This is a genomic window from Amycolatopsis ruanii (assembly GCF_003385175.1).
Taxonomy (GTDB): domain Bacteria; phylum Actinomycetota; class Actinomycetes; order Mycobacteriales; family Pseudonocardiaceae; genus Amycolatopsis_E; species Amycolatopsis_E thermalba.
The window spans coordinates 15515-38686 of sequence record NZ_PQHY01000021.1 but is presented as its reverse complement, the minus strand read 5'-3'; the positions used below and the strand labels follow the sequence as shown (position 1 = coordinate 38686).

General features: G+C 71.6%; 24 protein-coding genes and 1 riboswitch. Of the genes, 14 read left to right on the top strand and 10 right to left on the bottom strand.

Translation table 11 applies throughout. The features are described 5' to 3' along the window. Positions 1-22: 22 nt before the first annotated feature. The 6 genes from D0D28_RS14160 to D0D28_RS14135 all read left to right on the top strand — a co-directional run bounded on the left by D0D28_RS14160 (position 23) and on the right by D0D28_RS14135 (position 7182). Positions 23-799 (top strand): Abi-alpha family protein, encoded by a 777-nt coding sequence (locus D0D28_RS14160; RefSeq protein WP_116110872.1) that lies wholly within the window; start codon positions 23-25, stop codon positions 797-799. A gap of 209 nt (positions 800-1008) precedes the next feature. Continuing rightward, positions 1009-1509 carry a diaminobutyrate acetyltransferase gene (gene ectA / locus D0D28_RS14155; protein ID WP_162830505.1) on the top strand — a complete coding sequence of 167 codons (501 nt, stop codon included), beginning with the start codon at positions 1009-1011 and terminating at the stop codon, positions 1507-1509. Positions 1510-1577: 68 nt separating this feature from the next. After that, positions 1578-2831, top strand: coding sequence for a diaminobutyrate--2-oxoglutarate transaminase (gene ectB / locus D0D28_RS14150; RefSeq protein ID WP_094005718.1), 1254 nt, complete (start codon positions 1578-1580; stop codon positions 2829-2831). A gap of 22 nt (positions 2832-2853) precedes the next feature. Then, a complete protein-coding gene (locus D0D28_RS14145) occupies positions 2854-3267 on the top strand; it encodes an ectoine synthase (RefSeq protein WP_020416992.1) in 414 nt (137 codons plus the stop codon). Positions 3268-3333: 66 nt separating this feature from the next. Next, complete coding sequence (gene thpD / locus D0D28_RS14140; RefSeq protein WP_369806799.1) at positions 3334-4227, top strand: ectoine hydroxylase; 894 nt, start codon at positions 3334-3336, stop codon at positions 4225-4227. A gap of 246 nt (positions 4228-4473) precedes the next feature. Beyond that, positions 4474-7182, top strand: a complete 2709-nt coding sequence (locus D0D28_RS14135; protein ID WP_116110871.1) for an AfsR/SARP family transcriptional regulator — start codon at positions 4474-4476, stop codon at positions 7180-7182. Between the two features lie 420 nt (positions 7183-7602). Here the strand turns inward: D0D28_RS14135 and D0D28_RS14130 are convergent, their stop codons facing one another. From D0D28_RS14130 to D0D28_RS14120, 3 genes are all read right to left on the bottom strand, one after another. Continuing rightward, on the bottom strand, positions 7603-8481 hold the full coding sequence (locus D0D28_RS14130) for a hypothetical protein (protein WP_198958241.1): 879 nt from the start codon (positions 8479-8481) through the stop codon (positions 7603-7605). Between the two features lie 2 nt (positions 8482-8483). Beyond that, a complete protein-coding gene (locus D0D28_RS14125) occupies positions 8484-8963 on the bottom strand; it encodes a DUF6932 family protein (RefSeq protein WP_162830506.1) in 480 nt (159 codons plus the stop codon). A 381-nt stretch (positions 8964-9344) separates the two neighbouring features. Next, a complete protein-coding gene (locus tag D0D28_RS14120; RefSeq protein WP_167481460.1) occupies positions 9345-10148 on the bottom strand; it encodes an SGNH/GDSL hydrolase family protein in 804 nt (267 codons plus the stop codon). Positions 10149-10368: 220 nt separating this feature from the next. On the opposite strand from D0D28_RS14120, the gene D0D28_RS14115 reads away from it, so the two are divergent. Further along, on the top strand, positions 10369-11022 hold the full coding sequence (locus D0D28_RS14115) for a DUF3159 domain-containing protein (protein WP_116110870.1): 654 nt from the start codon (positions 10369-10371) through the stop codon (positions 11020-11022). 107 nt (positions 11023-11129) lie between these two features. Here the strand turns inward: D0D28_RS14115 and D0D28_RS14110 are convergent, their stop codons facing one another. Both D0D28_RS14110 and D0D28_RS14105 read right to left on the bottom strand, forming a co-directional pair. Beyond that, on the bottom strand, positions 11130-12044 hold the full coding sequence (locus tag D0D28_RS14110; protein WP_116110869.1) for an N-acetylglucosamine kinase: 915 nt from the start codon (positions 12042-12044) through the stop codon (positions 11130-11132). Beyond that, positions 12041-13048 (bottom strand): SIS domain-containing protein, encoded by a 1008-nt coding sequence (locus D0D28_RS14105; protein ID WP_094005783.1) that lies wholly within the window; start codon positions 13046-13048, stop codon positions 12041-12043. Before D0D28_RS14105 ends, D0D28_RS14110 begins: the two co-directional genes overlap by 4 nt. A 127-nt stretch (positions 13049-13175) precedes the next feature. Here D0D28_RS14105 and D0D28_RS14100 point away from each other — a divergent pair, with 127 nt between their 5' ends. Beyond that, positions 13176-13904 (top strand): GntR family transcriptional regulator, encoded by a 729-nt coding sequence (locus D0D28_RS14100; protein ID WP_094005725.1) that lies wholly within the window; start codon positions 13176-13178, stop codon positions 13902-13904. Between the two features lie 169 nt (positions 13905-14073). Then, entirely contained in the window at positions 14074-14976 is a 903-nt protein-coding gene (locus tag D0D28_RS36170; protein ID WP_205413260.1) for a hypothetical protein, read from the top strand. Positions 14977-15108: 132 nt separating this feature from the next. On the opposite strand, the gene D0D28_RS14085 is transcribed toward D0D28_RS36170, so the two are convergent. After that, the gene (locus tag D0D28_RS14085) at positions 15109-15342 is read right to left on the bottom strand and encodes a hypothetical protein (protein ID WP_116110868.1); all 234 of its coding nucleotides are present in this window, start codon (positions 15340-15342) and stop codon (positions 15109-15111) included. A gap of 80 nt (positions 15343-15422) precedes the next feature. Here D0D28_RS14085 and D0D28_RS14080 point away from each other — a divergent pair, with 80 nt between their 5' ends. After that, a complete protein-coding gene (locus D0D28_RS14080) occupies positions 15423-16007 on the top strand; it encodes a TetR/AcrR family transcriptional regulator (RefSeq protein ID WP_116110917.1) in 585 nt (194 codons plus the stop codon). Positions 16008-16182: 175 nt separating this feature from the next. Here D0D28_RS14080 and thiE read toward each other — a convergent pair whose 3' ends face one another. Further along, the gene (gene thiE, locus D0D28_RS14075) at positions 16183-16839 is read right to left on the bottom strand and encodes a thiamine phosphate synthase (protein WP_116110867.1); all 657 of its coding nucleotides are present in this window, start codon (positions 16837-16839) and stop codon (positions 16183-16185) included. A 31-nt stretch (positions 16840-16870) separates the two neighbouring features. Continuing rightward, a riboswitch (TPP riboswitch) is annotated at positions 16871-16979 on the top strand. Here thiE and thiO point away from each other — a divergent pair. The 4 genes from thiO (at position 16975) to D0D28_RS14055 (ending at position 19564) form a co-directional block, all read left to right on the top strand. Beyond that, complete coding sequence (gene thiO / locus D0D28_RS14070) at positions 16975-18081, top strand: glycine oxidase ThiO (protein ID WP_116110866.1); 1107 nt, start codon at positions 16975-16977, stop codon at positions 18079-18081. (Overlaps the previous riboswitch by 5 nt.) Continuing rightward, the gene (gene thiS / locus D0D28_RS14065; protein WP_094005729.1) at positions 18081-18281 is read left to right on the top strand and encodes a sulfur carrier protein ThiS; all 201 of its coding nucleotides are present in this window, start codon (positions 18081-18083) and stop codon (positions 18279-18281) included. Before thiO ends, thiS begins: the two co-directional genes overlap by 1 nt. A 4-nt stretch (positions 18282-18285) precedes the next feature. Further along, positions 18286-19047 (top strand): thiazole synthase, encoded by a 762-nt coding sequence (locus tag D0D28_RS14060; protein ID WP_116110916.1) that lies wholly within the window; start codon positions 18286-18288, stop codon positions 19045-19047. 85 nt (positions 19048-19132) lie between these two features. Continuing rightward, positions 19133-19564, top strand: coding sequence for a MarR family winged helix-turn-helix transcriptional regulator (locus tag D0D28_RS14055; protein WP_094005730.1), 432 nt, complete (start codon positions 19133-19135; stop codon positions 19562-19564). A gap of 122 nt (positions 19565-19686) precedes the next feature. On the opposite strand, the gene thiD (D0D28_RS14050) is transcribed toward D0D28_RS14055, so the two are convergent. Genes thiD (D0D28_RS14050) through thiC form a run of 3 tightly spaced genes read right to left on the bottom strand, consistent with a single transcriptional unit; the run spans position 19687 to position 23004 of the window. Next, positions 19687-20520, bottom strand: a complete 834-nt coding sequence (thiD, locus tag D0D28_RS14050) for a bifunctional hydroxymethylpyrimidine kinase/phosphomethylpyrimidine kinase (RefSeq protein WP_094005731.1) — start codon at positions 20518-20520, stop codon at positions 19687-19689. Positions 20521-20545: 25 nt separating this feature from the next. After that, complete coding sequence (gene thiD / locus D0D28_RS14045; RefSeq protein WP_116110865.1) at positions 20546-21361, bottom strand: bifunctional hydroxymethylpyrimidine kinase/phosphomethylpyrimidine kinase; 816 nt, start codon at positions 21359-21361, stop codon at positions 20546-20548. After that, positions 21361-23004 carry a phosphomethylpyrimidine synthase ThiC gene (gene thiC, locus D0D28_RS14040; RefSeq protein WP_162831059.1) on the bottom strand — a complete coding sequence of 548 codons (1644 nt, stop codon included), beginning with the start codon at positions 23002-23004 and terminating at the stop codon, positions 21361-21363. Before thiC ends, thiD (D0D28_RS14045) begins: the two co-directional genes overlap by 1 nt. Positions 23005-23172: the final 168 nt, after the last annotated feature.

The following is a 23172-nucleotide window of genomic DNA, read 5'->3' as shown; positions in this document are numbered from 1 at the left end:
CATCATCCCGGGAAACGGGGTGATGTGGTTGACCAGCGAGAACCTGCCGAGTTCGCCGGAGGGTGGCGACGAGAACCTGCTGCGCCGCGCGGGACGGCTCGCCGGGTGGGCCGCGCGCACCGGGTTCACGATCGGACGCCGTCTGCCGTTGCCCGGCCTCGAACTGGCTGGTGAGGGGCTGCGGCAGGTCGAGCGGCAGGTCCTGACCGGCCTGCGCCGCCGTCTCGACGAGGTCGACGACCCGTACGTGGTCGCGCTGAGCGCGGCCGGCTCCGAGCACACCCCCAACGGCGCCGGCGAACTGGTGCCGGTGCGGGAACCGCTGCGCGCCGCGATGAAGGAGCTGCTCGACCGGTCCGTGGGCTTCGGCCGGGAGCAGGCCCGCGAGTACCTCTACGCGACCGTGCTGCGCCAGCTCACCCCGGACGAGGCCCGCATCGTCGCCACGCTCGCCAGCGGCACCGCGTTCCCTGTGATCGACGTCACCGAGCGCGGATTCGGTGGCGGCCGGACGATCTTGCGCAACGCCTCGACGGTAGGCAAGACGGCCGGTGTCACGCTGCCCGACGAGGTGCCCGGCTACCTGACCCGGCTGGCCGGGTTCGGCCTGGTCGAGCTGGACGCCGAATCCGCCGAGCTGGAATCGCAGTACGAGATCCTGGCCACCGAGGACCTGGTCCGCACGGCCGTGAAATCGGCCCGGCGGGCACGGCTGGTGCGGCGCACGGTTCGCCTGTCGCGGTTCGGCGTCCGCTTCTGGGCGGCGTGCGATCCCGGCGAGTGGACTCGCATCCTGTGAGCGCTGCCACTACCGTGTAACGGACGGCGCGCATCGAGCGCTCTACGTGATAAGGCCCCGCCCAGGCTGGGGCCATACCACACCTGGGCTCCGCAGCGCCAGCTTCCTGTTGTCATTCTCACGTGTGTTTCGCCGTTGTTGCAGGTAGTTCGCCTGCCCGGTCCGCGATGCGCTGAACGACCCAAACAACTCTGTTAGGTTGTTTTGACATGTCCGGAAAGCACTTGATCGAAAATCCGACCAAGGCCGACGGGGCTGCGCTTTGGCGAATCGCACGCGATTCGCAGAAGCTCGATCTCAACTCGCCTTATGCATATCTGTTGTGGTGCCGCGATTTCGCCGACACCTCGGTGGTGGCGCGGGTGGACGGTGACGCGGTCGGATTCGTGATCGCTTATCGCCGTCCCTCGGCGCCGGACACCGCGCTCGTCTGGCAGGTCGCCGTCGATGCGTCGCAACGCGGGCAGGGGCTGGCCGGAGCCCTGCTCGACAACCTGTTCACGCGGCTGGTGGCCGACGGGGTGCGACACCTGGAGACCACCATCACGCCCGACAACAAAGCGTCCATCCGCCTGTTCACCTCATTCGCCGAGCGATGGGGCGCGGAGCTGGAGTGCACCGAGCTGTTCGGCTCGGCGGACTTTCCGGACGACGGCACGCGGCACGAGCCGGAAGACCTTTACCGAATCGGCCCGCTGAGCCCCAGATAACGCCGGAATTGGGCGAGGACGCCCGTGCGATCAGCTGTCGACAAGCACCAGTGAGGGGAAAACCCAAAGTGAGCATCTTCGAAAAGCTCGAATCCGAAGTGCGCAGCTACAGCCGGGGATGGCCGGTCGTGTTCGACCGCGCGCAGGGCAGCCGCCTCTACGGCGAGGACGGGCGCCCGTACCTCGACTTCTTCGCCGGCGCCGGGGCGCTGAACTACGGCCACAACAACCCCGTGCTCAAGAAGGCGCTGATCGACTACATCGAGCGCGACGGCGTCACGCACGCGCTCGACATGTTCACCGTCGCCAAGCGCGACCTGCTCGAGACGCTCGACGAGAAGATCCTCAAGCCGCGCGAGCTGGACTACAAGGTCATCTTCCCCGGCCCGGGCGGCGCCAACGCCGTCGAAGCCGCGCTGAAGCTGGCCCGCAAGGTGACCGGCCGCGAGTCGGTCATCAACTTCACCAACGCCTTCCACGGCATGACGATCGGCGCGCTGTCGGTCACCGGCAACTCGATGAAGCGCCACGGCGCCGGCATCCCGCTGGTGCACGCCACGCCGATGCCCTACGACCAGTACTTCGACGGCGCCTACCCGGACTTCCTGTACTTCGAGCGGCTGCTCCAGGACTCCGGCAGCGGGCTCAACGAGCCGGCCGCGGTGATCGTGGAGACCGTGCAGGGCGAGGGCGGCATCAACGCCGCCGGCCTGGAGTGGCTGCGCGGCCTGTCCGACCTGTGCAAGCGGCACGACATCCTGCTGATCGTCGACGACGTGCAGATGGGCTGCGGCCGCACCGGCCCGTTCTTCAGCTTCGAGGACGCCGGCATCAAGCCGGACATCGTCTGCCTGTCCAAGTCGCTGTCCGGCTACGGGATCCCGATGGCGCTCACCCTGATCCGCCCGGACCTCGACGTCTGGGAGCCGGGCGAGCACAACGGCACGTTCCGCGGCATCAGCCCGGCGTTCGTCACCGCCGCCGAGGCGATGCGCACCTACTGGAGCGACGACGAGCTGGAGAAGTCGGTCCGGGCCAAGGGCGAGCGCATCGGCGCGGCGCTGCAGGGCCTGGTCGACGCCTACCCCGACGCGCAGCTGACCGCCAAGGGCCGTGGCCTGGCCCGCGGTCTGGAGTTCCAGAACGGGGAACTCGCCGGCAAGGTCTGCGCCGCCGCGTTCGAACGCGGCCTGCTCATGGAGACCTCCGGGCCGGACGGCGAGGTGGTGAAGCTGCTGCCGCCGCTGACGCTCACGGACGCCGAGGTCGGCGAGGGGCTGGAGATCATCGACGCCTCCGTCAAGGCCGTGCTCGGTAAGTAGAAGAACGAGAAGGGGAAAAGTTTTGATCGTCCGGACCCTCGACGAGATCACCGACACCGACGCCGACATCAAGACGCCGAACTGGCGCTCGAAGCGGATCATCCTGGCCAAGGAGAAGGTCGGCTTCTCGGTGCACGAGACCACGCTGTACGCGGGGACCGTCAACGACTTCTGGTACGCCAACCACATCGAGGCGGTCTTCGTCTACGAGGGCGAAGGCGAGATCACCAACAAGGCGACCGGCGAGACGTTCCAGCTCAAGCCGGGTTCCCTGTACCTCCTCAACGACCACGACAAGCACCAGGTCCGCCCGAAGACCGACATGAAGACCGTGTGCGTCTTCAACCCGCCGGTCACCGGCCGGGAGGTGCACGACGAGAACGGCGTGTACCCGCTGGTCGTCGAGGAGGACGAGGCGGACGAGAAGTCCGCCTGAGCCACCACGGAGCGAGGCCCCTACCGAAAGGCAACGCATAAAAGGAGGCGAACCGATTTGACGATCATGGAAACCGGTGTCGAGGACAGTTACCCGACCAGGGTTCCCGTCCCGGCCGAGCCCTTCGATCGTGTCGACCCGACTGTCTGGGGCAGCGAGGCCGACGGTCCGATCGATGCGGCGACACTCGCTTCGCACGACGCGAAGGGGTACCACATCGTCGAGGGCCTGCTGTCGCCCGCCGAAGTGCAGGGCTACTGGCAAGAGCTCGTCCGGCTCTCCAGCGACGAGCAGCTGAAGGCCGACGAGCGGGTCATCACCGAGAAGAAGACCGGCAGCGTCCGGTCCATCTTCGAGGTGCACAAGATCAGCGAGCTGATCGCCGAACTCGTGCGCGACCCCCGCGTCCTCGACCGGGCCCGGCAGATCCTCGGCTCCGAGGTGTACATCCACCAGAGCCGGGTGAACTACATGCCGGGCTTCAAGGGCACCGGGTTCTACTGGCACTCCGACTTCGAGACCTGGCACGCCGAGGACGGCATGCCGCGGCCTCGGGCGGTGAGCTGCTCGATCGCGCTGACCGACAACTACCCCTTCAACGGCGGCCTGATGGTCATGCCGGGTTCGCAGCGGACGTTCGTCCCGTGCGTCGGCGAAACCCCGGAGGACTACTACAAGTCGTCGCTGAAGGAGCAGGAGATCGGCGTTCCCAGCGAGAACGACATCACCAAGCTCGCCGCGGAGTACGGGATCGACCAGTTCACCGGGCCGGCCGGCTCGGCGCTGTGGTTCGACTCCAACATCATGCACGGGTCCGGCAACAACATCACGCCGTACCCGCGCTCGAACATCTTCCTGGTGTTCAACAGCGTCGAGAACGCGCTCGTCGAGCCGTACGCGGCGACGAAGCCCCGGCCGACCTTCATCGGCAGCCGGGACTTCACGCCTGTGACGCGATAGACACCGGAAGAAGTGCGGGTCGGGTGTAGCCGGTTCATCGCGCCCTGTTACAGTGCCGCCACTGCGAACGGCGGCAGCATGGGTCTTCCTTGCTCGGGGTGAATCCCGTGTGACGCCGGTAGCGATGGGCGAGGCGAACCCGGCCCCGTCACTTGTTTCACCGAGTGCGGCCCCGCACCATCAGATCGGGACTGATGGTGCGGGGCCGTACTCGTTTCCTCCGGCGCGGTGCTCGGGGAGGGGCCTGTGCTCAAGGGTTTGCGCATCCAGCTGCTCGGTCCCGTCCAGCTCTTCGCCGGCGACCGGCCGGTGCCGATCGGCGGGCCGGGGGCGCGCGGGCTGCTCGCGATCCTGGCGCTGAGCCCGAACCGCGTCGTCGCGCTCGACGACCTGATCGACGCGCTGTGGCACCACGACCCGCCGCCGACGGCGCGGGCGATCGTGCACGGCAACGTCTCCCAGCTGCGCCGGGCACTGCGGTCGGTCGACGCGCCGGAGGCCCGGATCGACACCGCCGCGCCCGGCTACCGGCTGACCGTCGACCCGCTGCTGGTCGACGTGCACCGCGCCCGCGCGCTGTTCGAGCGCGCCGAGGCGGCGCCGCTCGGCGAACGTGCCGCGTTGCTGGCCGAGGCGTGGGCCCTGTGGCAGGGGCCGGAGCTGGGCGGGGTGCCGGTGCGCGCGCCCGAGCTGGCGGAGCTGCGGATCGCGGTGCACGGCGCCCGGGTCGACGCCGACCTGGCGCTGGGCCGGCACGAGGAGCTGATCACCGAGCTGACCACGATCGTCCGGGACGATCCGCGGCGCGAGCGGACCGTGGGCCAGCTGATGCGCGCGCTGTACTACTCGGGTCGCCGGGCCGACGCGCTCGAGGTCTACCGGGAGGCGGCGCGGGTGGCGTCGGAGAAGCTCGGCCTCGACCCCGGGCCGGACCTGCGCGCGCTGCACTCGCACGTGTTGCACGACGACCTGGCGCCGGTGGTGTCGGCGATCGACGTGACCCGGGTGGTGCCGCGCCAGCTGCCGCCCGCGGTGCCGATGCTGGCCGGGCGGGCCGCGGACCTGGCGTGGCTGGACGGTGCCGGCGCGGTCGGGGTGATCACCGGGCCGCCCGGGATCGGCAAGAGCGCGCTCGCGGTGTCGTGGGCGCACCGGGCGGCTTCGCGGTTTCCGGACGGGGTCCTGTTCGCCGCGCTGCGCGGGTTCGACGCGCCGGTGCCGGTGGCGGAGGTGCTGGCGCGGTTCCTGCTCGGGCTCGGGGTGCCGGCGGCCGAGGTGCCGGAGCCGGAGGGGGAGCGGCTGGCGCTGTACCGGTCGCTGGCCGGCGGGCGGCGGATGCTGGTGGTACTCGACGACGCGCGGTCGGCCGAACAGGTGCGGCCGTTGCTGCCGCCGGGGCCGGGCTCGGTCGCGGTGGTGACCTCGCGGGCGCGGCTGGACGGGCTGACCGTGTCGCACGGGGCGCGGGTCCGGGCGCTGGAGCCGTTGGCGCGGCGGGACTCGGTGCGGCTGATCGCGGATGTCGCCGGTGGGGCGTTCGCGGAGTACCACTCGCGGGTGGCGGGGTTGTGCGGGGACCTGCCGCTCGCGTTGCGGATCGCGGGGGCGCGGCTGGCGGCCGGCCCGGCGTGGACGGTGCCGGAGTTCGTGGCCGAGCTGGCGAGCGAGCGGACGCGGCTGGCGGCGCTGGACGTGGACGACGCCGGGGTGCGAGCGACGCTGGACGTGTCGGTGCGGGGGTTGCCGGACGAGGTCGCGGCGATGTTCCGGGCGCTGGGGGCGTTTCCCGGGCCGACGGTCGGACCGTTCGTGGCGGCGGCGTTGTGCGGGGTGCCGGTCGCGGAGGCGCGGCGGCGGTTGCGGGTGCTGGCGGCGCACCACCTGCTGACCGAGAGCGGGCCGGAGGTGTTCACGCGGCACGACCTGGTGCGGTTGTACGCGCACGAACTGGCGGATTCGTCGGGGCTGTCGCGGGCGGTGCGGTACTACCAGGCGGCGGCCGACGCGGCGCGGCGGCGGTTGTTGCGGGTCGTGGACCCGCTGGACTTTTCTGCTGTTGCGGTGCCGGTGCCTTCGCTGGAGGGCTTCGACGACGCGCTGGCGTGGTTCGTGGCTGAGTGGCCGAACCTCTTGGCCGTGCTGGAGGCCGCGGCGGCGGCCGGGCTGGACGAGGACGTCTGGCGGCTGGCGCGGGTGGCGCACACGTACCGGGTGGTGCGCCCGCTGTGGGGCGAGTGGCAGCGGCTGGTGGCGCTGGGGATGGCGGCGGCTCGGGCGTGCGGCGGTGCCGAGGCGCGGTTCTGGATGCTGATCTCGCGTTGTGCGATGTCGCTGACGTTCGACCTGGGTGCGGCGTCGCTGGTGGACGCGGCCGAGGCGTTGTCGATCGCGGCGGACGAGCGGAGCCACACCTGCGCGATGATCCACCTGGGGTGCGCGCTGAACAGCGTGGGCCGGCACGACGAGGCGGTGGAGTGCCTGACGAAGGCGGTGGCGGCCGCGGGTTCGGACGAGCTGCGGGGGCAGGCGCTGGCGAACTGCGCGGAGGCGGAGAAGGCGCGGGGCAGGTATGCCGAGGCGATCGCGCACCAGCTGTCGTCGCTGGAGATCGACCGCCGTCTCGGGGACGACAGTTATGTGGTGGTGTCGCTGAACAACCTGGCGGAGTCGTATTTCGGGCTCGGTGATGCCGGGATGGCGGCGTCGTACGCGGCCGAGGCGGTGGACCTGGCGGCCCGGCGGGGATTCCTGTTGCAGGAGGCCGTCGGACGGCTGACGCTCGGCCGGGTGTGCCGCCGCCGAGGCGATCTCGAGGAGGCGCGGTTGCAGGTCGGGCTGGCGGCGGAGCTGTACCAGCGGGTGGGCCCCGGGCTGCCTGCCGAGGTGGCCCGGGAGCTGGAGGAGCTGGGCCTGCCCGCCGAGGCGCCCAGCACGGATGCCGCTGGTGAGGCCTGAGGTTGCTCCCCCGATCGGCCAATCGAACTGACGCTTTCGAGTAGAAGAAACCCCGCACTTAGCGAATCCTTAGCGATGGATCTTGCCGAGGGCGTATGGTGCCGCTTGGCTGTCTGGCGCAGTGGGGGAGCGCCAGACGGCCGTCTCGCTTCCGCTGGACGGCCCTGTCGTTGACCCGCGCGCGGACGAATGGTCCATTCACCCGGCGGCGATCACCAGAACCAGCGACGGGTACCAGCCACCGGGCTCCCGGGCCCCCGAGCACAGCTACCTGGCTTTCCGGGCGCCAGCCACCCGGTCCCGCTGGCGCCAGCCGGGAGCCCCGGGGGCGCTAGCCGACAGCCCCCGCTGGCACCTGCCACCCAACCACCGGGCCGCCGGCCCCTACGGGCACCGAGCGCCAGGACTGCCCCCTGGGAGTCACTGGTCGAACAGGTTCACTTCCGGCGTGATCTCCAGCAGCTCGTGCACCGGGCGGCCGCGGCGGCCGTCGATCGTTGTTGTGCGCACCACGCGTAGCCGGGCGGTCACCGGGCGGTCCAGGTTCTCCTTGATCTGGTCCAGCAGGTCCGGCGCCACCGCTCCCTGGATCGTCCCCCCGGACTCGCGCTCCAGGTAGAAGATCCGGCGGCGCGTGCGGACCCCGTCCAGGCGGCCGGACACCGTCTCGTAGCCGACCTCTTCGCGCGACTCCCGCAGGCTGTTGTGCAGCACCTTCGCCTGGTCGGTCGTCATGCTGCGCGTCACGTCCTCGCCGGCCGTCGGGGTCAGCTGCAGCCCGATGCCGGTGTTCTTCACGACCGCGCTGACGATGTCGCTCACCGCGTTGCGCACCGTGTCCCGCTGGAGCAGCACCGCGTCCAGGGCGCCGTCGTCGGAACCGTTCGCCGGCAGGAAATCGCACAGTTCCTTCACCGCGCGCTCGGACAGCGTCTCGATCCCGTCGTGGATCAACGCGTCGTCCGGCGCCGGCTCGGGGAAGCCGAAGAAGATCGTGTTGCCCGCCTGCCCGCGCTGGATCAGCGGCGCCTTGTCCCGGTCGGCCTGCTGGACGTAGGTGATCTCACCCTGCGGGTTGCGGATGATGTGCCCGACCTTCGCCGTCGCGTCCTGCAGCGCCCGGCTGATGTCGGAGAACGTGTACGCGTCCAGGTTCGTCGGCCCCAGCATCGACACCCGCAGCAACGGCGACCGCGCCGTGCGCTCGAACTTCGCGTGCGCGGCCATCGCCGATGCGCGCGCCAGGTCGTCGAGCCACGTGCCGCCCGGGATCTCGTCGGCGATCCGGCGGAAGTCCATCATCACCACACCACCTCGGGGAACCCGCGGCGCCCCTCGTAGGACCAGGTGTTCGCCCACGTTTCCTCGTCACCGGGGAAGCACAGGAACCCGTCCAGCAAACCGCCGACGGGTTGTACCTGATCGAGGTACATCGCGGGCTGCCCGACGATGACCCCGCGCAGGGTCAGCAACCCGTACAGCGAATCCCGCACCCGGCCCGTCATGCGCTTGAGACCGCCCCAGTCGTCCGGGAGCAGCACGACGTCGAGCCCGCTGGGCACGTCCGGGGTGCGCGTGATGAACTGCCCGCCGATCCACGCGCGCCCGCTCGGGATGATGCGGGCGACCGCGCCGAGATAGCTGTTGAGGGCGCTGAACAGGATCTCGCGGGCGTTCTGGTGCGGCGCGTCGAAGACGAGACGTTCGTAGATGTCGGCCACGTCCGCCGGAAGCCGCCCAGGCGGCAAAACCCCCTCCGGGGTCCAATGGGGCAGCGGCATGCCCAGAAACTATCAGCGACGCGCGGCGTCTCCATTGAGGGTGGTGGTGGCTGACGGGTGGGCTCTCGGTGGGGCGCCGCGTTTCCGTTGAGGGTGGTGGTTGGGCCGTCAGCGAGGCGCCGGGTCTCTGGTGAGGGTGGTGATGGGTCACGGGTGGGCGCCCGGGGCGGCGTCGCGGCGATGGCCGATGGGCGGGCACTCGGCGAGGCGTGGCTGGGCGGCGCGTGGATTGTTGAGCGCGCGGTGTCCGTCTGGAGGCGACGGGTGGGTGCGCGCCGAGACGAGGTCGGGTTTCTCGATCGCGCGTGGGCACCGCCATTCACCCGCGCACGGCGAAACGGCGGGGCGAACGAATCGCCCCGCCGAGGGAGCCGGCTTGCCTCAACTCGCCGGGGCGCGGTCCTCCGATACGGGGGGCCGCGCCACGAACGGGGTCAGCTGCGGGCGCTTCGGGGACAACCCGTCGCCCATCGACTCGCCGCGTAGCTGGCGCCGGATCCACGGCAGCAGGTGCGTCTTCGTCCACGCCAGGTCCGATCGCCGCATCGCGATCCAGTCCGCGCGCGTCTCCGTGAGCGGCCACGGCTCGCGCCAGTCCTCGGCCGTCGGCACGCCCAGCACCTCCGCCGCGCGCAACGCGATCCGCCGGTGACCCTCGGCCGTGAAGTGCAACCTGTCGTCGCTCCAGGCGCGCGGGTCGTGCAGCGGGTCCATCGCCCACAGGTCGACGATCTTGGCGCCGTGCCGGAGCGCGCTCGTCCACAGGTGCGCGTTGTAGATGCCGATCTTGCCGCGCAGCACGCTCATCACCGGCAGGTGCTTGGTGTCCGGCCCGTTGAACACGAGCACGTCGATCCCCGCCGCGCGCAGCTTGCCGATCACCTCGTCCAGCTGGGCCGCGATCTCGTCCACGTCCGAACCGGGCACGATCACGTCGTTGCCCCCGGCGCACAACGTCACGAGATCGGGTTTGAGATCGAGAGCGAGGGGAACCTGCTCTTCGATGATTTCGGCGAGCATCTTCCCCCGCAACGCCAGGTTGGCGTATTGGAAGCCGGGTTGTCCTTCGGCCAGGATCTCGGCGAGCCGGTCGGCCCAGCCTCGGAAGGTCCCGTCCGGGTTGAAGTCGTTGAGACCTTCGGTGAAGCTGTCACCCAGTGCGACATAGCTGTCGTACGCACGCACGCTGCCGTCCCCTTTCGCCAGCACCTGTTGATCGCCCCTAGAACAACTCAGCAGGATGCACCTGTAGTCCCGACCTACGCCACCGTCGGTTCAGAGCAAGGTCACAGTCTCTTACGTTGTCGGCCTCCTGAGCTTCCTTATTACCGCTCTTCGCCGGATGGTGTGGCGAAGATCTCGATGGTAGCTGCCCCCACCGACAGTTTTGGGGCACGCTGTAAGGGTGACCGAACAAGCCACGCCGCAGCGGGAGTCCCTGGGCAGCATCCTCGGTGGGCGCAAGGGCGCGATCGACGCGAGCCTGCCGCCGCTGGCGTTCGTGGTCGGCTGGCTGGTCGCGGGGAACTCGATCGCCTGGGGCGCGGCCGCGGCGATCGCCACCGCTGTCGTGGTGGGCGTGCTCCGTCTGACCCGCGGCGACAAGGCGCGCGCCGTCGTGGTCAGCCTCGCGGCGGTGATCGTGGCCGAGCTGATCGCGCTGCACACCGGTCGCGCCCAGGACTTCTTCCTCATCCAGGTGCTGTCCAACGTCGCCAGCGCGTTGCTGTGGGTGACCAGCGTCGTCGTCCGGTGGCCCCTGCTGGGTGTCGTGGTCGGGCTGCTGCTCGGCCAGAAGACCCGCTGGCGCACGGACCCCGACCTGATGCGCGCCTACTCGCGGGCGAGCCTGGTGTGGTCGCTGCAGTACGTGCTGCGCGTGGTCGTCTACCTGCCGCTGTGGTGGGCGGGCGAGCTGGACGAGCTGGGCGTCGCGCGCACGGTCCTGACCTGGCCGTTGCAGGCGCTGACGATCGCGGTGAGCGGCTGGGTGCTGTACCGGACGCTGCCGAAGGAGCACCCGGGGCTGCGGGTCGTGCGGGGACCGGGGCGCGAGTAAGAGCCCCCGGCGAGGGGGAGGTCCGGGGGCCGTCCACACCGTACGCCCGGTGGCGCACCTGGGCATTCGTGCTGCGCGCACGAAAAATGTCCGGTTCTTTGGTCCGGTCAGGCCGGGCGGTGTGCCGCGGCCTCCCCGAACGCCTCCACCGCGGCCAGCCAGGCCGCCCCGAACACGCCGTCCGAGCTGGTCCGGACCTCGAGCCCGGCCAGCTTCGCCCGCACCCGCTCGCCCACCCGGCTGCCCTCGCCGAGCACGCTGCCGACCAGCACGACCGGCGTGTCCTCGCCCGGCTCGCGGGTCGCCAGCGCGGTCGCGACCAGCAGGTCCGCCGCGCGCTCGACGATGTCCGCGGCGGCCGGGTCGTCCACCGCGACCAGCGGCGCGAACCGGGCGAGGCGGACCGGCGGCTCGGCGTTGGCGACCGTGATCAGCCGCCGCCACGCGTACCTCCGGTCGGTCGCGTCGATCCCGGCCTCGGCGAGCACCGCGGTGGCCAGCGGGCCGAGGTCGCCGTCCCGGCCCAGCGCGGCCAGCGTGCCGCGCACGGCCTCCCGCCCCAGCCAGAACCCGGAGCCCTCGTCGCCGAGCAGCCAGCCGTAGCCACCCTCGGTCGCGACCATGCGGCGCTTGCGGATCCGGCCCGCGATCGAGCCGGTGCCGGCGATCAGCACCGTGCCGTCGGGCGCGTCGGTGGCGGAGGCGAACGCGACCTCGGCGTCGGTCAGGACCACCACCCGGTCCAGGCCCAGGTCCCGCCAGGTGGCGTCGAACAGGGCCGCGACCGCCGGGTCGGTCAGCTTCGAGGTGCCGGCCATGCCGATGACGCAAGCGCTTGCCCGGCCCGGGACCTCGGCCGCCGCGCGGATGGCCGCCGCGAGGTTGGCGACCGCCTCCGCCGGCGGGTGCGAGTTCGGGTTCGCGCCGCCCGCGCGCCCGGTGCCGAGCACCGTGCCGTCCGCGGCGACGGCCAGCGCGCGCGTGGACGTGCCACCCGCGTCGACGCCGAGGACGAACCTCATCGCGTCCGGGTCACCTTGTTCAGCCCGCGCGGGCGGTCCGGGTCGAAGCCGCGGGCCAGGGCCAGCCCGAGCGCGATCCGCTGCACCGGCAGCACCTCCAGCACTGGCGCGAGTTCCTCGGCCACGGACGGTACGGGGATGCGCACCGCGGCCGGCACCGCGTCGGCGGACGACCCGAGCGCCAGCACGTCGGCGCCCCGCTCGGCGACCGCGGCCAGCACGTCGCGCAGTGCCGCGCCGCCCCGCCCGGCGCCGGTGATGGCGAGGACCGCGGTCTCCTCGTCGACGGCGGCGACCGGCCCGTGCAGCAGGTCCGCGCCGCTGTACGCGCGGGCGGCGAGGTAGCTGGTCTCGGCGAGCTTGAGCGCCGACTCCAGCGCGGTGGCGTAGGAGTAGCCGCGGCCGGTGGTGATGATCCGGTCGACGAAGCGGTAGCGGTCCACGGCGCGGTGCACGTCGGCCTCCAGCGCCTGCCGGGCCAGCGGCTCGATCTCCGCGGCGGCCGAGCCGTCGCCACCCCGGACGGCGTCGATGAGCAGGTACAACGCGAGCAGCGTGGCCGAGTACGTCTTGGTCGCGGCCACCGCCGTCTCGGTGCCGGCCCCGATGTCGACGGCCAGCTCGGCGGCCCCGCCCAGCGGCGAGGCGGGCGTGTTGGTGACCGCGACGGTCAGCGCGCCCTGCTTGCGCGCGGTCTGGGTGAACTCGAGCAGGTCGGGCGAGCCGCCGCTCTGGCTGACCGACACCAGCAGCACGTCCCGCAGGTCGGGACGCGCGCCGTAGAGGGTCACCGTGGAGGGTGAGACGAGCCCGGCTGGCAGCCCGAGCAGGACCTCGATGAGGTATTTCGCGTACAGCGCCGCGTGGTCGCTGGAGCCGCGCGCGGCCAGCAGGGCGAACCGCGGCGGCCGCCGGGAGATGGCGGCCGCGACGTCGGCGATGTCCCCGCGGCGGGCCACCAGCCCACCCAGAACGGCGGGCTGTTCGGCGATTTCCGCGGCCATGTGCTGTCCGGGGTTGCTCATCCCTGATCCCTTCGGAGGTCTAGACCAATGCTACCCCGGGCGAGGTTCCATCCGGAAAGGGTAGTTTCATCCTGCGCCACGGGCGCGGTTCGAGGAGGAGTCGGTCATGTTGGAGTCAGCCACGCGCGGTCAGCGCGAACCGAAGTACTGGGCGTTGAAGCAGCATCTGCTCGACCTGCTGGAGACGATGCCGCCGGGTTCGCCGATTCCCACCGAACGCTCGCTGGCCACCGAGTTCGCGGTCTCCCGCACCACGGTGCGGCAGGCGCTGGCGGACCTGACCGCCGAGGGCAGGCTGCACCGGGTGCAGGGCAAGGGCACGTTCGCCGCCGAGCCGAAGCTGGCGCAGCGGCTGCAGCTGTCGTCGTACACCGAGGACATGCGGGCGAAGGGGCGCGAGCCGTCGTCGAAGCTGCTGGAGGTCGAGGAGCTGACGGCCGAGCCCGAGCTGGCGAAGCTGCTCGGCATCCGCAACGGCGCGAAGGTGCTGCGGATGCGCCGGCTCCGGCTGGCCGACGGCGAGCCGATGGCGCTGGAGACCACGCACCTGCCGCTCGGGCGGTTCCGTGGCCTGCGCAAACACGTGTCGGCCGGCGGTTCCCTGTACGCGGTGTTGCGGGAGCAGTACGGGGTGGAGATGGACAGCGCGGAGGAGACGATCGAGACCGCGCTGGCCGGGCCACAGGAGGCGGACCTGCTGGGCGCCGACGTCGGCACCCCGATGCTGCTGCTGTCGCGGCATTCGTTCGCCGCGGACGGCAAACCGGTCGAATTCGTGCGGTCGATCTACCGCGGTGACCGGTACAAGTTCGTGACCACGCTGCGGCGTCCGTAACTCCCGCAACATCCCTTGCCGTGTCAAGGGATCGTTAAGCCCGTCGTGTCCACTGTGGACGATGGAGGTGTCCTGCGTCACCTTCCGGCAACGCTGGGAGCATCTCAATCGACAAACACGTTGGACACGATGGGGTTAACACGAGAGGGAGAGCGAACACACCGCGATCATGACCGAGGAGAAGGAAGCAAGCGGCGAGAAGAAGACCGGGCTGTCTCCGGCGCAGGTGGTGGCGTCGGCGCTGGCCGCGGTGACGGCTGCCTTCCTGGGCTCCACCCTGGGCGTGGCGGGGACGGTCATCGGCGCCGGTGTCGCGAGCATCGTGACGACCGTGGGCGGCGAGGTCTACCTGCGGTCGCTGCGGCGTACGCGGCAGGCGGCGCGCAAGACCGCCGAGCTGCTGGCCGTGGCCGAGACCCGGCAGCAGACCAAGGTGGTCCCACCCGCCGTCGCACCGCGTTCGACGCACCCGTTGATCAGGCACCAGCAGCAGAACGGGACGACGGTCGCCAGACCGGCGGCCCAGCTCACCGACGTGCAGCGGACCCGGGTCATCCACCCGATCACGCCGCCGCTGTCGGGCACGACGCGCCGGATGCCGATCGCCGGGCAGGGTGGTTCCCGGGGTGGCGAGAAGACGGTGTTCATCCCGAAGCCGGTGGACCCGCCCGCGGCCGAAGAGGCGCCGCCGGCCGGGAAGAAGCCCTGGTGGAAGAGCCGGTGGACGCTCGCGGCGGCCACCAGCGTGGTCGCGTTCGTGGTCGGGATGCTGGCGATCACCAGCTTCGAGGCGGCGACCGGCAGCACGGTGTCCGGCGGGAACGGCACGACGCTGGGCCGGGTGGTCGGCGGCAGCGGCCCCGCCGAGAAGACGACCCCGCAGGTCTCGACGGTGACGGAGAGCTCCTCCGCGGACGAGCAGGCGCCGGCGAGCACCCGCAGCAGCGCGCCCACGACGTCCTCCAGCGCCGAAGAGACGCAATCGCCGGTGACGACCACGCCGAGCACCAGCGTGCAGGAGACCCCGTCGCAGGCGTCCGAGACCGCCACGACGGCGCCGAGCAGCCCGTAAGAGCCGAGACGGAGAAGGGCCCTTCGCGAGTTTTCGCGAAGGGCCCTTTTTCATCCCTCGTGGGCCACGGCCTCGGCGGGGGACGATCACCGGCGTCGCCAACCAGATCTCCGGCTTCGTCGCCCGGCTGGTCTACCTGACCGCGTTCTGCTGCGTCCGGCTGCGGGTGAGCGCCCAGATCAGCAGGACCGCGCCGGCCGTGCCGACCACGTAGTCGGACCAGCCTGGCAGTCCGGCCGCCCGGAGCAGCCCGGCGACGCCGAACGTGGTCTGCCACAGGGCGGCCGTGACGGCGGAGCCGAAGCCCTGGACGAACAGGAGTGTGCCGACTATCCAGCGCGCCCCCTGGGCCGTGCCGGTCTTCATGGTGCCTCCGATGGTTTCCGATGCGAGTGCATCGAAACGGTAGCACGATCCGATGCACTCGCATCGGTAAAGTGGGTGGCGTGCCCAGGAAGATCGACCACGAGGACCGGCGGCGGCGGATCGCGGACGCCGTCTGCGCGCTGATCGGCAGGCGCGGGCTGGAGGGGGTGAGCCTGCGCGAGGTGGCCGGCGAGGCGGGTGTGTCGATGGGCGCGGTGCAACGGTGTTTCAGCACCAAGGAGGACATGCTGGTCTTCGCGCAGGAGCACGTGAACCGGCGGATCACCGAGCGGGCGCAGGCCCGGATCGCGGGCTCCACATCGCCGATCAGGATGCTCGCGGAGACGCTGACGGCCATGCTCGCGGCCGACGACCTGGTGGAGGCGCGCGTGTGGATGGCGTTCACCGCGCAGTCGGCGGTGGACCCGGCGCTGGCGGAGGTGCAGCGCGGCCACTACGCCGGGCTGGCCGAACTGCTCGCCGTGTTGTTGCGCGCCGCGCAGGACGCGGGGCAGGTGCGGGCCGGCCTCGACGTGGCGGCGGAGGTGGAGACGCTCATCACCCTCGCGGACGGCCTCACGGTGCAGATCCTGCTCGGCCGCCGCACGGTGGCCTCGGCACGGGAGCAACTGCACACCCGCCTCGACGGGCTGCGGACGGCTTGAGCGCTGCGGGGGCTCGGCGCGCTGGTGGCCGCTGTTTGAGTGCAGACGCGGGAGGCCCCTGACGGCGCGCGCGTCGAGGTCAGTCCGGCGGTGCCCGCCGTACGCGGGCTGCGGCGCGACGTGCACGCCGCGCCAACCCGGGCAGCGGCTCAGCGGTGGCGTGGGTCCGTCCGGCTCAGTCCAGCTGTGCCCGCAGTGCGCGGGCTGCCGCCGCCGGGTCGTCGGCTTCGGTGATCGCACGCACGACCACGATGCGTGACGAGCCCGCCGCGAGCACCTCCGGCAGCCGCTCCGCGTCGATACCGCCGATGGCGAACCACGGCCGCGGGGTGCCGAGCGCGGCGGCGTCACGCACCAGCTCCAGGCCGGGCGCCGGGCGGCCCGGCTTCGTCGGCGTCGGCCAGCAGGGGCCGGTGCAGAAGTAGTCCACACCTTCTTCCACAGCCGCCGCCTGGGCCTGTGGAAGGTCGTGCGTCGAGCGGCCGACCACCGGCTCCTCGCCGATCACGCGCCGCGCCAGGGGGACCGGCAGGTCGTCCTGGCCCAGGTGCAGCACGTCCGCATCGACAGCCGCCGCGATGTCCGCCCGGTCGTTCACCGCCAGCAGCGCCCCGTGCCGCGCGCACGCCTCGGCCAGGATCTCCAGCGCGGCCAGCTCCTGACGGGCCTCCAGCGGCGCCCCGTCCCGCTTGTCCCGCAGCTGGATGATGTCCACCCCGCCGGCCAGCGCGGCATCGGCGAACTCCGCCAGATCCGGCCGGTCTCCCGTGCACAGGTAGAGCCGCGCCGCGTCGAGGCGCTTCCTGATCTCGTCACCACTGAGCCCTGGCATGGCCCGAACCCTATCTCGCACGTTAGGGTGGGGGTGTCCGCACGGGAGCCCGAGCCACGGGCTGAGAGGGAGCTGTCAGCGCTCCGACCGTGGAACCTGATCCGGATCATGCCGGCGCAGGGAGCGTGATTCCTCATGAGCAACCAGCACGTGGCCGTCGTCGGCGGCGGGGTCATCGGCCTGTCCGTGGCCTGGCGCGCCGCCGCGGCCGGGCACCGCGTCACCGTCGTCGACCCCACGCCGGGCCGCGGCGCGTCCTGGGTCGCCGGCGGCATGCTGGCCCCGGTCACCGAGGCCTGGCCCGGCGAAGAAGAGTCCCTCGCACTCGGCGAGGAGTCCCTGAAGCGCTGGCCGGCGTTCGCGCAAGCGCTTGCGCACGACGGTGGCGACCCGGGGCTGTCCACCGCGGGCACCCTCGTCGTGGCGCTGGACCGCGCCGACGCCGACCAGCTGGACATCGTCGCCGGCTACCTGCGGTCGGTCGGCCGCGACGTCGAGCAGGTCACCGGCCGACGGCTGCGCTCGCTCGAACCGGGCCTGGGCGCCGTCCGCGGCGGCCTGCTCGTGCCCGGTGACCTGGCTGTCGACAACCGCAAGCTGCTCCGCGCCCTGGAAGCCGCCGCACTCCGGCGCGGCGCGGAGTTCACCGGAGACGCCGCGCAGGCCGTCGAACCCGGCCGTGTCCGCACGGCCCATTGCGAGGTCCACTGCGACGTGGTCGTGATCGCCGCGGGCGCCCACAGCGCGCGGCTCCACCCGCTGCTCGCGCGAGGTGTCCGTCCGCTCAAGGGCGAGATCCTCCGCCTGCGTGCGCGGCGCACGAGCCTGCCACCTCCCACGCGCACGGTGCGCGCGGTCGTCGAGGGGCGGCCGGTGTACCTGGTGCCGCGCGCGGACGGCGAACTCGTCCTCGGCGCGACCCAGTACGAGGCCGGTTTCGACGACACCGTGAGCGCGCGCGGCGTGCGCGAGCTGCTGGAGGGCGCCGAGCGGATCTTCCCCAGCATCGACGAGTACGAGCTGGTCGAGACCGCGGCCGGGCTGCGCGCGGCCAGCACCGACACGCTCCCGTTCATCGGTGACCTCGGCGACGGTGTCCTCGCCGCCACCGGTCACCACCGCAACGGTCTGCTCATGGCGCCGGTGACCGCCGACGCCGTCGTGGCTCGCCTGGCCGGGGAGAAACCGCCCGAGGAGGCGCTCGCGGCGGACCCGGCCCGGCTCGGAACAGGAGGGGTCTGATGGAAGTGCAGGTCAACGGGGACTGGCGGGAGGTCCCCGACGACGCGACGGTGACCGACGTGCTCAAGGCGATCGACGCGCCCGAGCGCGGGGTGGCGGTCGCGCTCAACGGCGAGGTCGTGCGGCGCGGCGAGTGGGCGGCCACGGCCGTGCCCCCGGGGGCGCGGCTGGAGATCCTGACGGCGGTGCAAGGTGGGTGAGGTCATGTTCGACGGCGACCAGCTCGTGATCGGCGAGCACAAGCTCGGCTCACGGCTGATCATCGGAACCGGTGGCGCGGCGAACCTGTCCGTGCTGGAACGGGCGCTCGTCGCGTCCGGCACCGAGCTGACGACGGTCGCGCTGCGCCGCGCGGACGCCGAGGGCGGTTCCGGTGTCCTGGACCTGGTGCGGCGCCTGGGCATCCGGCTCCTGCCGAACACCGCGGGCTGCCGCAGCGCCGCCGAGGCGGTGCTCACCGCGCGGCTGGCGCGCGAGGCGCTGGAGACCGACCTGATCAAGCTCGAGGTGCACGCCGACGACCGGACCCTGCTGCCCGACCCGGTGGAAACCCTCGACGCGGCCGAGCAGCTCGTCGCCGACGGGTTCACCGTGTTCGCCTACACCAACGACGACCCGGTGCTCGCGCTGCGCCTGGAGGAGGCCGGGTGCGCGGCGGTGATGCCGCTGGGCGCGCCGATCGGCACCGGCCTCGGCATCCGCAACCCGCACAACATCGAACTGATCGTGTCCCGCGCCGGCGTGCCGATCATCCTCGACGCGGGGATCGGCACGGCCTCCGACGCGGCGCTGGCGATGGAGCTGGGCTGCGACGCGGTGCTGCTGGCCACGGCCGTCACCCGCGCGCAGGACCCGGAGCGGATGGCGTGCGCGATGCGCTCGGCGGTGGTCGCGGGGCGGCTGGCGCGGCAGGCGGGGCGGATCCCGCAGCGGTTCTGGGCGCAGGCGTCCAGCCCGCCGCGCTGAATTGACCGCCTTCACCTCGGTTTACCGCGGCGAGCACGTATGGTTTACCGCACCCGAGCGGTCGGCGAGGCGAAGGAGCTCGAGAGTGGTTGAGTCAACCGAGGATGTCGCTGGGCGGTTGTTCCTTGCCGTCGGCCGGCTGTCCCGGTCGCTGCGGCAGGCCGGCACACCCGGTCCCGGCCACGGCTCCATTTCCGCGCTGTCGACGCTGGTCGCCTTCGGACCGATGCGGCTCGGTGACCTGGCGGCGAAGGAGGGCGTGGCGGCCGCGACGATGTCGCGGATCGTCGCCTCGCTGGTCGACGCGGGCTGGGCCAGCCGCGAGCCCGACCCGATCGACCGCCGCGCCTGGCTCGCGACGGCCACCCCGTCGGGCGAGCGCATGCTGCTCGACCTGCGGTCCACGCGGGTGCACGAGCTGCAGAAGCGGATCGACCGGCTGTCGCCGGAGCACCAGGCCGCGCTCGGCCAGGCGCTGCCGGCGCTGGAGGCACTGCTGGCCGGCGACGAAAGCTGACGGACCGGCGCCCTGGCCACGAGCGTGGAACTCGCCTGCGTGAGCGTGGGACTCGCGTGCGTGAGTGTGGGACTCGCGCGGCTGAGCGTGGGACTCGCGTGCGGGAGCGTGGGACTCGCGGGTCAGCGGTTCTCCGGCGCCAGCCGCCAGAACGCCGACACCGGGCCGACCTTCGCGCCCATGGGGTAGGAGTTCGCCACCGCGTTGCTGACGAACCACTTCCCGAACCGCGCCGCCTCCGGCACCGACATGCCGCGCGCGAGGCCGGCGGTCAGCGCCGACGCCATCGCGTCCCCGGCGCCGTGCGTGTGCGGCGTGGCGAACCGCGGCCCGGGCAGCTCGACGAACGAGCGGCCGTCGTAGAGCAGGTCCACGCATTCCGGATCAGTGGTCAGGTGACCGCTCTTGACCAGCACGTACTTCGGGCCCAGCTCCTTCAGGGCCACCGCCGCGTCGTGCATGCCGGCGCGGTCGGTCACCTCGAGCCCGGTCAGCAGGCGCACCTCGTCGAGGTTGGGCGTGATCACCGCGGCCCGCGGCAGCAGCAGATCGCGCAGCGCGGCCAGCCCGGCCGCGTCGAACAGCGGGTGCCCGTGCATCGACGCGGCCACCGGGTCGACCACGAACGGCACCTTCGTGTCCCGGCCGATCTCCGCCCGGTCACACGCCCGCGCGACCGCCTCGATGATCTCCGCCGAGGCGAGCATCCCGGTCTTCGCCGCCTGCATGCCCATGTCGGCGGCGACGGCCTCGATCTGCCCGGCCACGATCCGCGCCGGGATGTCCGACCGGTCGTGCACGCCGAGCGTGTTCTGCACGGTCACCGCCGTCACCGCGACCAGCCCGTGCACCCCGCAGGTCAGGAACGTGCGCAGGTCCGCCTGCAACCCCGCCGCACCACCGGAGTCGGATCCGGCGATGGTCAGGGCGGCAGGCGGACTCGCGTTCTGGCTCATGCCTCCAGTGTCGCAAACCCGTCGATCAAGCGAGCCGCCAGAACGGGGACACCGGCCCGACGCCCTCGCCCAGCGGGTACGCCTCGGCGACGCACCGCTCGATGAACCGCTTGCCCTCGTCCACCGCGTCCGGCACGCCCAGGCCCTTGGCGAGGAACGCGGTGATCGACGACGCCAGCGTGTCGCCGCCGCCGTGGGTGTGTTTCGTGTCGATCCGGCGCGCGGACAGCTCGATGAACTGCACGCCGTCGGAGAGCAGGTCGACGCACTCCGGGTCGTCGTAGAGGTGCCCGCCCTTGACCAGCACCCACACCGGCCCCAGCGCCAGCAGCGCCCGCGCCGCGTCGCGCTGGCTCGCCCGGTCGGTGACCTCCACGCCGGTGAGCAACCGGACCTCGTCGAGGTTCGGCGTCACCAGCGTCGCGCGGGGGAACAGCTCCGTGCGGATGGCCGCCAGGGCCTCCTCGCGCAGCAGGGAATCCCCGTGCATCGAGGCCGCGACCGGGTCGACCACGAACGGCACGTTCGTCGCGCGTCCGATGTGGACCTCGTCGAGCGTCTTGGCGACCTCGCCGATGATCTCCGCCGTGGCGAGCATGCCGGTCTTGGCCGCGTCCACGCCCATGTCGCCGGCGACCGCCTTGATCTGCGCCGACACCACGTCCGGCGGGATCTCGGTGAATCCCTGCACGCCCAGCGAGTTCTGCACCGTGACCGCGGTGACCGCGGTCATCCCGTGCACCCCGCAGGCGAAGAACGTGCGCAGGTCCGCCTGGATCCCCGCGCCACCGCCGGAATCGCTCCCGGCGATGGTCAGCGCGGTCTTCGGGGTGACGCTCATTACGGCTGGACCACCGGGAGGTAGACCTGCTTGCCGCCCTGCTGGAACTCGGCCGACTTCTCCTGCATCCCGGCCTCGATGGCATCCACAGTGGACAGCCCGTGCTCCTCGGCGTACTTGCGCACGTCCTGGGTGATCCGCATCGAGCAGAACTTCGGCCCGCACATCGAGCAGAAGTGCGCGGTCTTGGCCGGCTCCGCGGGCAGGGTCTCGTCGTGGTAGGAGCGCGCGGTGTCCGGGTCGAGCGAGAGGTTGAACTGGTCGGTCCAGCGGAACTCGAACCGGGCCTTGGACAGCTCGTCGTCCCACTCCTGGGCGTACTGGTGGCCCTTGGCGAGATCCGCGGCGTGCGCGGCGATCTTGTACGCGATCACCCCGGCCTTCACGTCGTCGCGGTTGGGCAGGCCCAGGTGCTCCTTCGGCGTGACGTAGCACAGCATCGCGGTGCCGTACCAGCCGATCTGCGCCGCCCCGATGGCCGACGTGATGTGGTCGTAGGCCGGCGCGATGTCCGTCGTGAGTGGACCGAGCGTGTAGAACGGGGCCTCGCCGCAGAGCCGTTCCTCCAGCTCCACGTTCTCCTTGATCTTGTGCATCGGCACGTGGCCGGGGCCCTCGATCATCACCTGGACGTCGTGCTCGCGCGCGATGTGCGTCAGCTCGCCGAGCGTCTCCAGCTCCGCGAACTGGGCGCGGTCGTTGGCGTCCGCGATCGAGCCCGGGCGCAGGCCGTCACCGAGGGAGAAGGTGACGTCGTAGGCGCGCAGGATCTCGCACAGCTCCGCGAAGTGCGTGTAGAGGAACGACTCCTTGTGGTGCGCCAGGCACCACGCGGCCATGATCGACCCGCCGCGCGAGACGATGCCGGTGACCCGGTTCGCGGTCAGCGGGATGTAGCGCAGCAGCACCCCGGCGTGCACGGTCATGTAGTCCACGCCCTGCTCGCACTGCTCGATCACGGTGTCCCGGTAGACCTCCCAGGACAGCTTCGCCGGATCGCCGTCGACCTTCTCCAGCGCCTGGTAGATGGGCACCGTGCCGACCGGGACGGGGGAGTTGCGCAGGATCCACTCGCGGGTCTCGTGGATGCGCTTGCCGGTGGACAGGTCCATGATCGTGTCGGCGCCCCAGCGGGTCGCCCACACCATCTTGTCGACCTCCTCCTCGACCGAGGACCACACGGCCGAGTTGCCCATGTTCGCGTTGACCTTCACCAGGAAGTTCTTCCCGATGATCATGGGTTCGCTCTCCGGGTGCCGCCGGTTCGCCGGGATCACCGCGCGGCCCGCGGCGACCTCGTCGCGCACGAACTCGGGGCTCACCCGCTCCCGGGCCGCGACGAACTCCATCTCCCGGGTGATCACGCCGGCCTTCGCGAAGCCCAGCTGGGTGTTGTGCTCGCGGCCGTCCAGCCAGCCGGAGCGGAGCGGAAAGAGTCCATTGTGGACGTCGATCGGGGCGTCCGGGTCGGTGTACGGGCCGGAGGTGTCGTAGACGTCGAAGTGGTCGCCGTTCGTCAGCTCGATGCGGCGGGCCGGGACCTTCAGCCCGTTCTCGGTGTGGTGGTAGACCTTGCGCGAGCCGGTGATCGGCCCGGTGGTCACGGTCGGTGCGACGGTCTTGCCGTTTTCCAGCGTCGTCACGCGAAAATTCACTCCCTACGCCGGCATTACCCGGTCAGGTTCGGCGGTCGGCGGCGCCGGGTCCCAACGGACACCAGCCGCCCTCTCAGCCCGCCAAGGCGCGAGCTCCCGCGTTGTTCGGTTGTCCGTCCGACCATGCCATGCGGGACCGCAGACCTCAACCCCGCG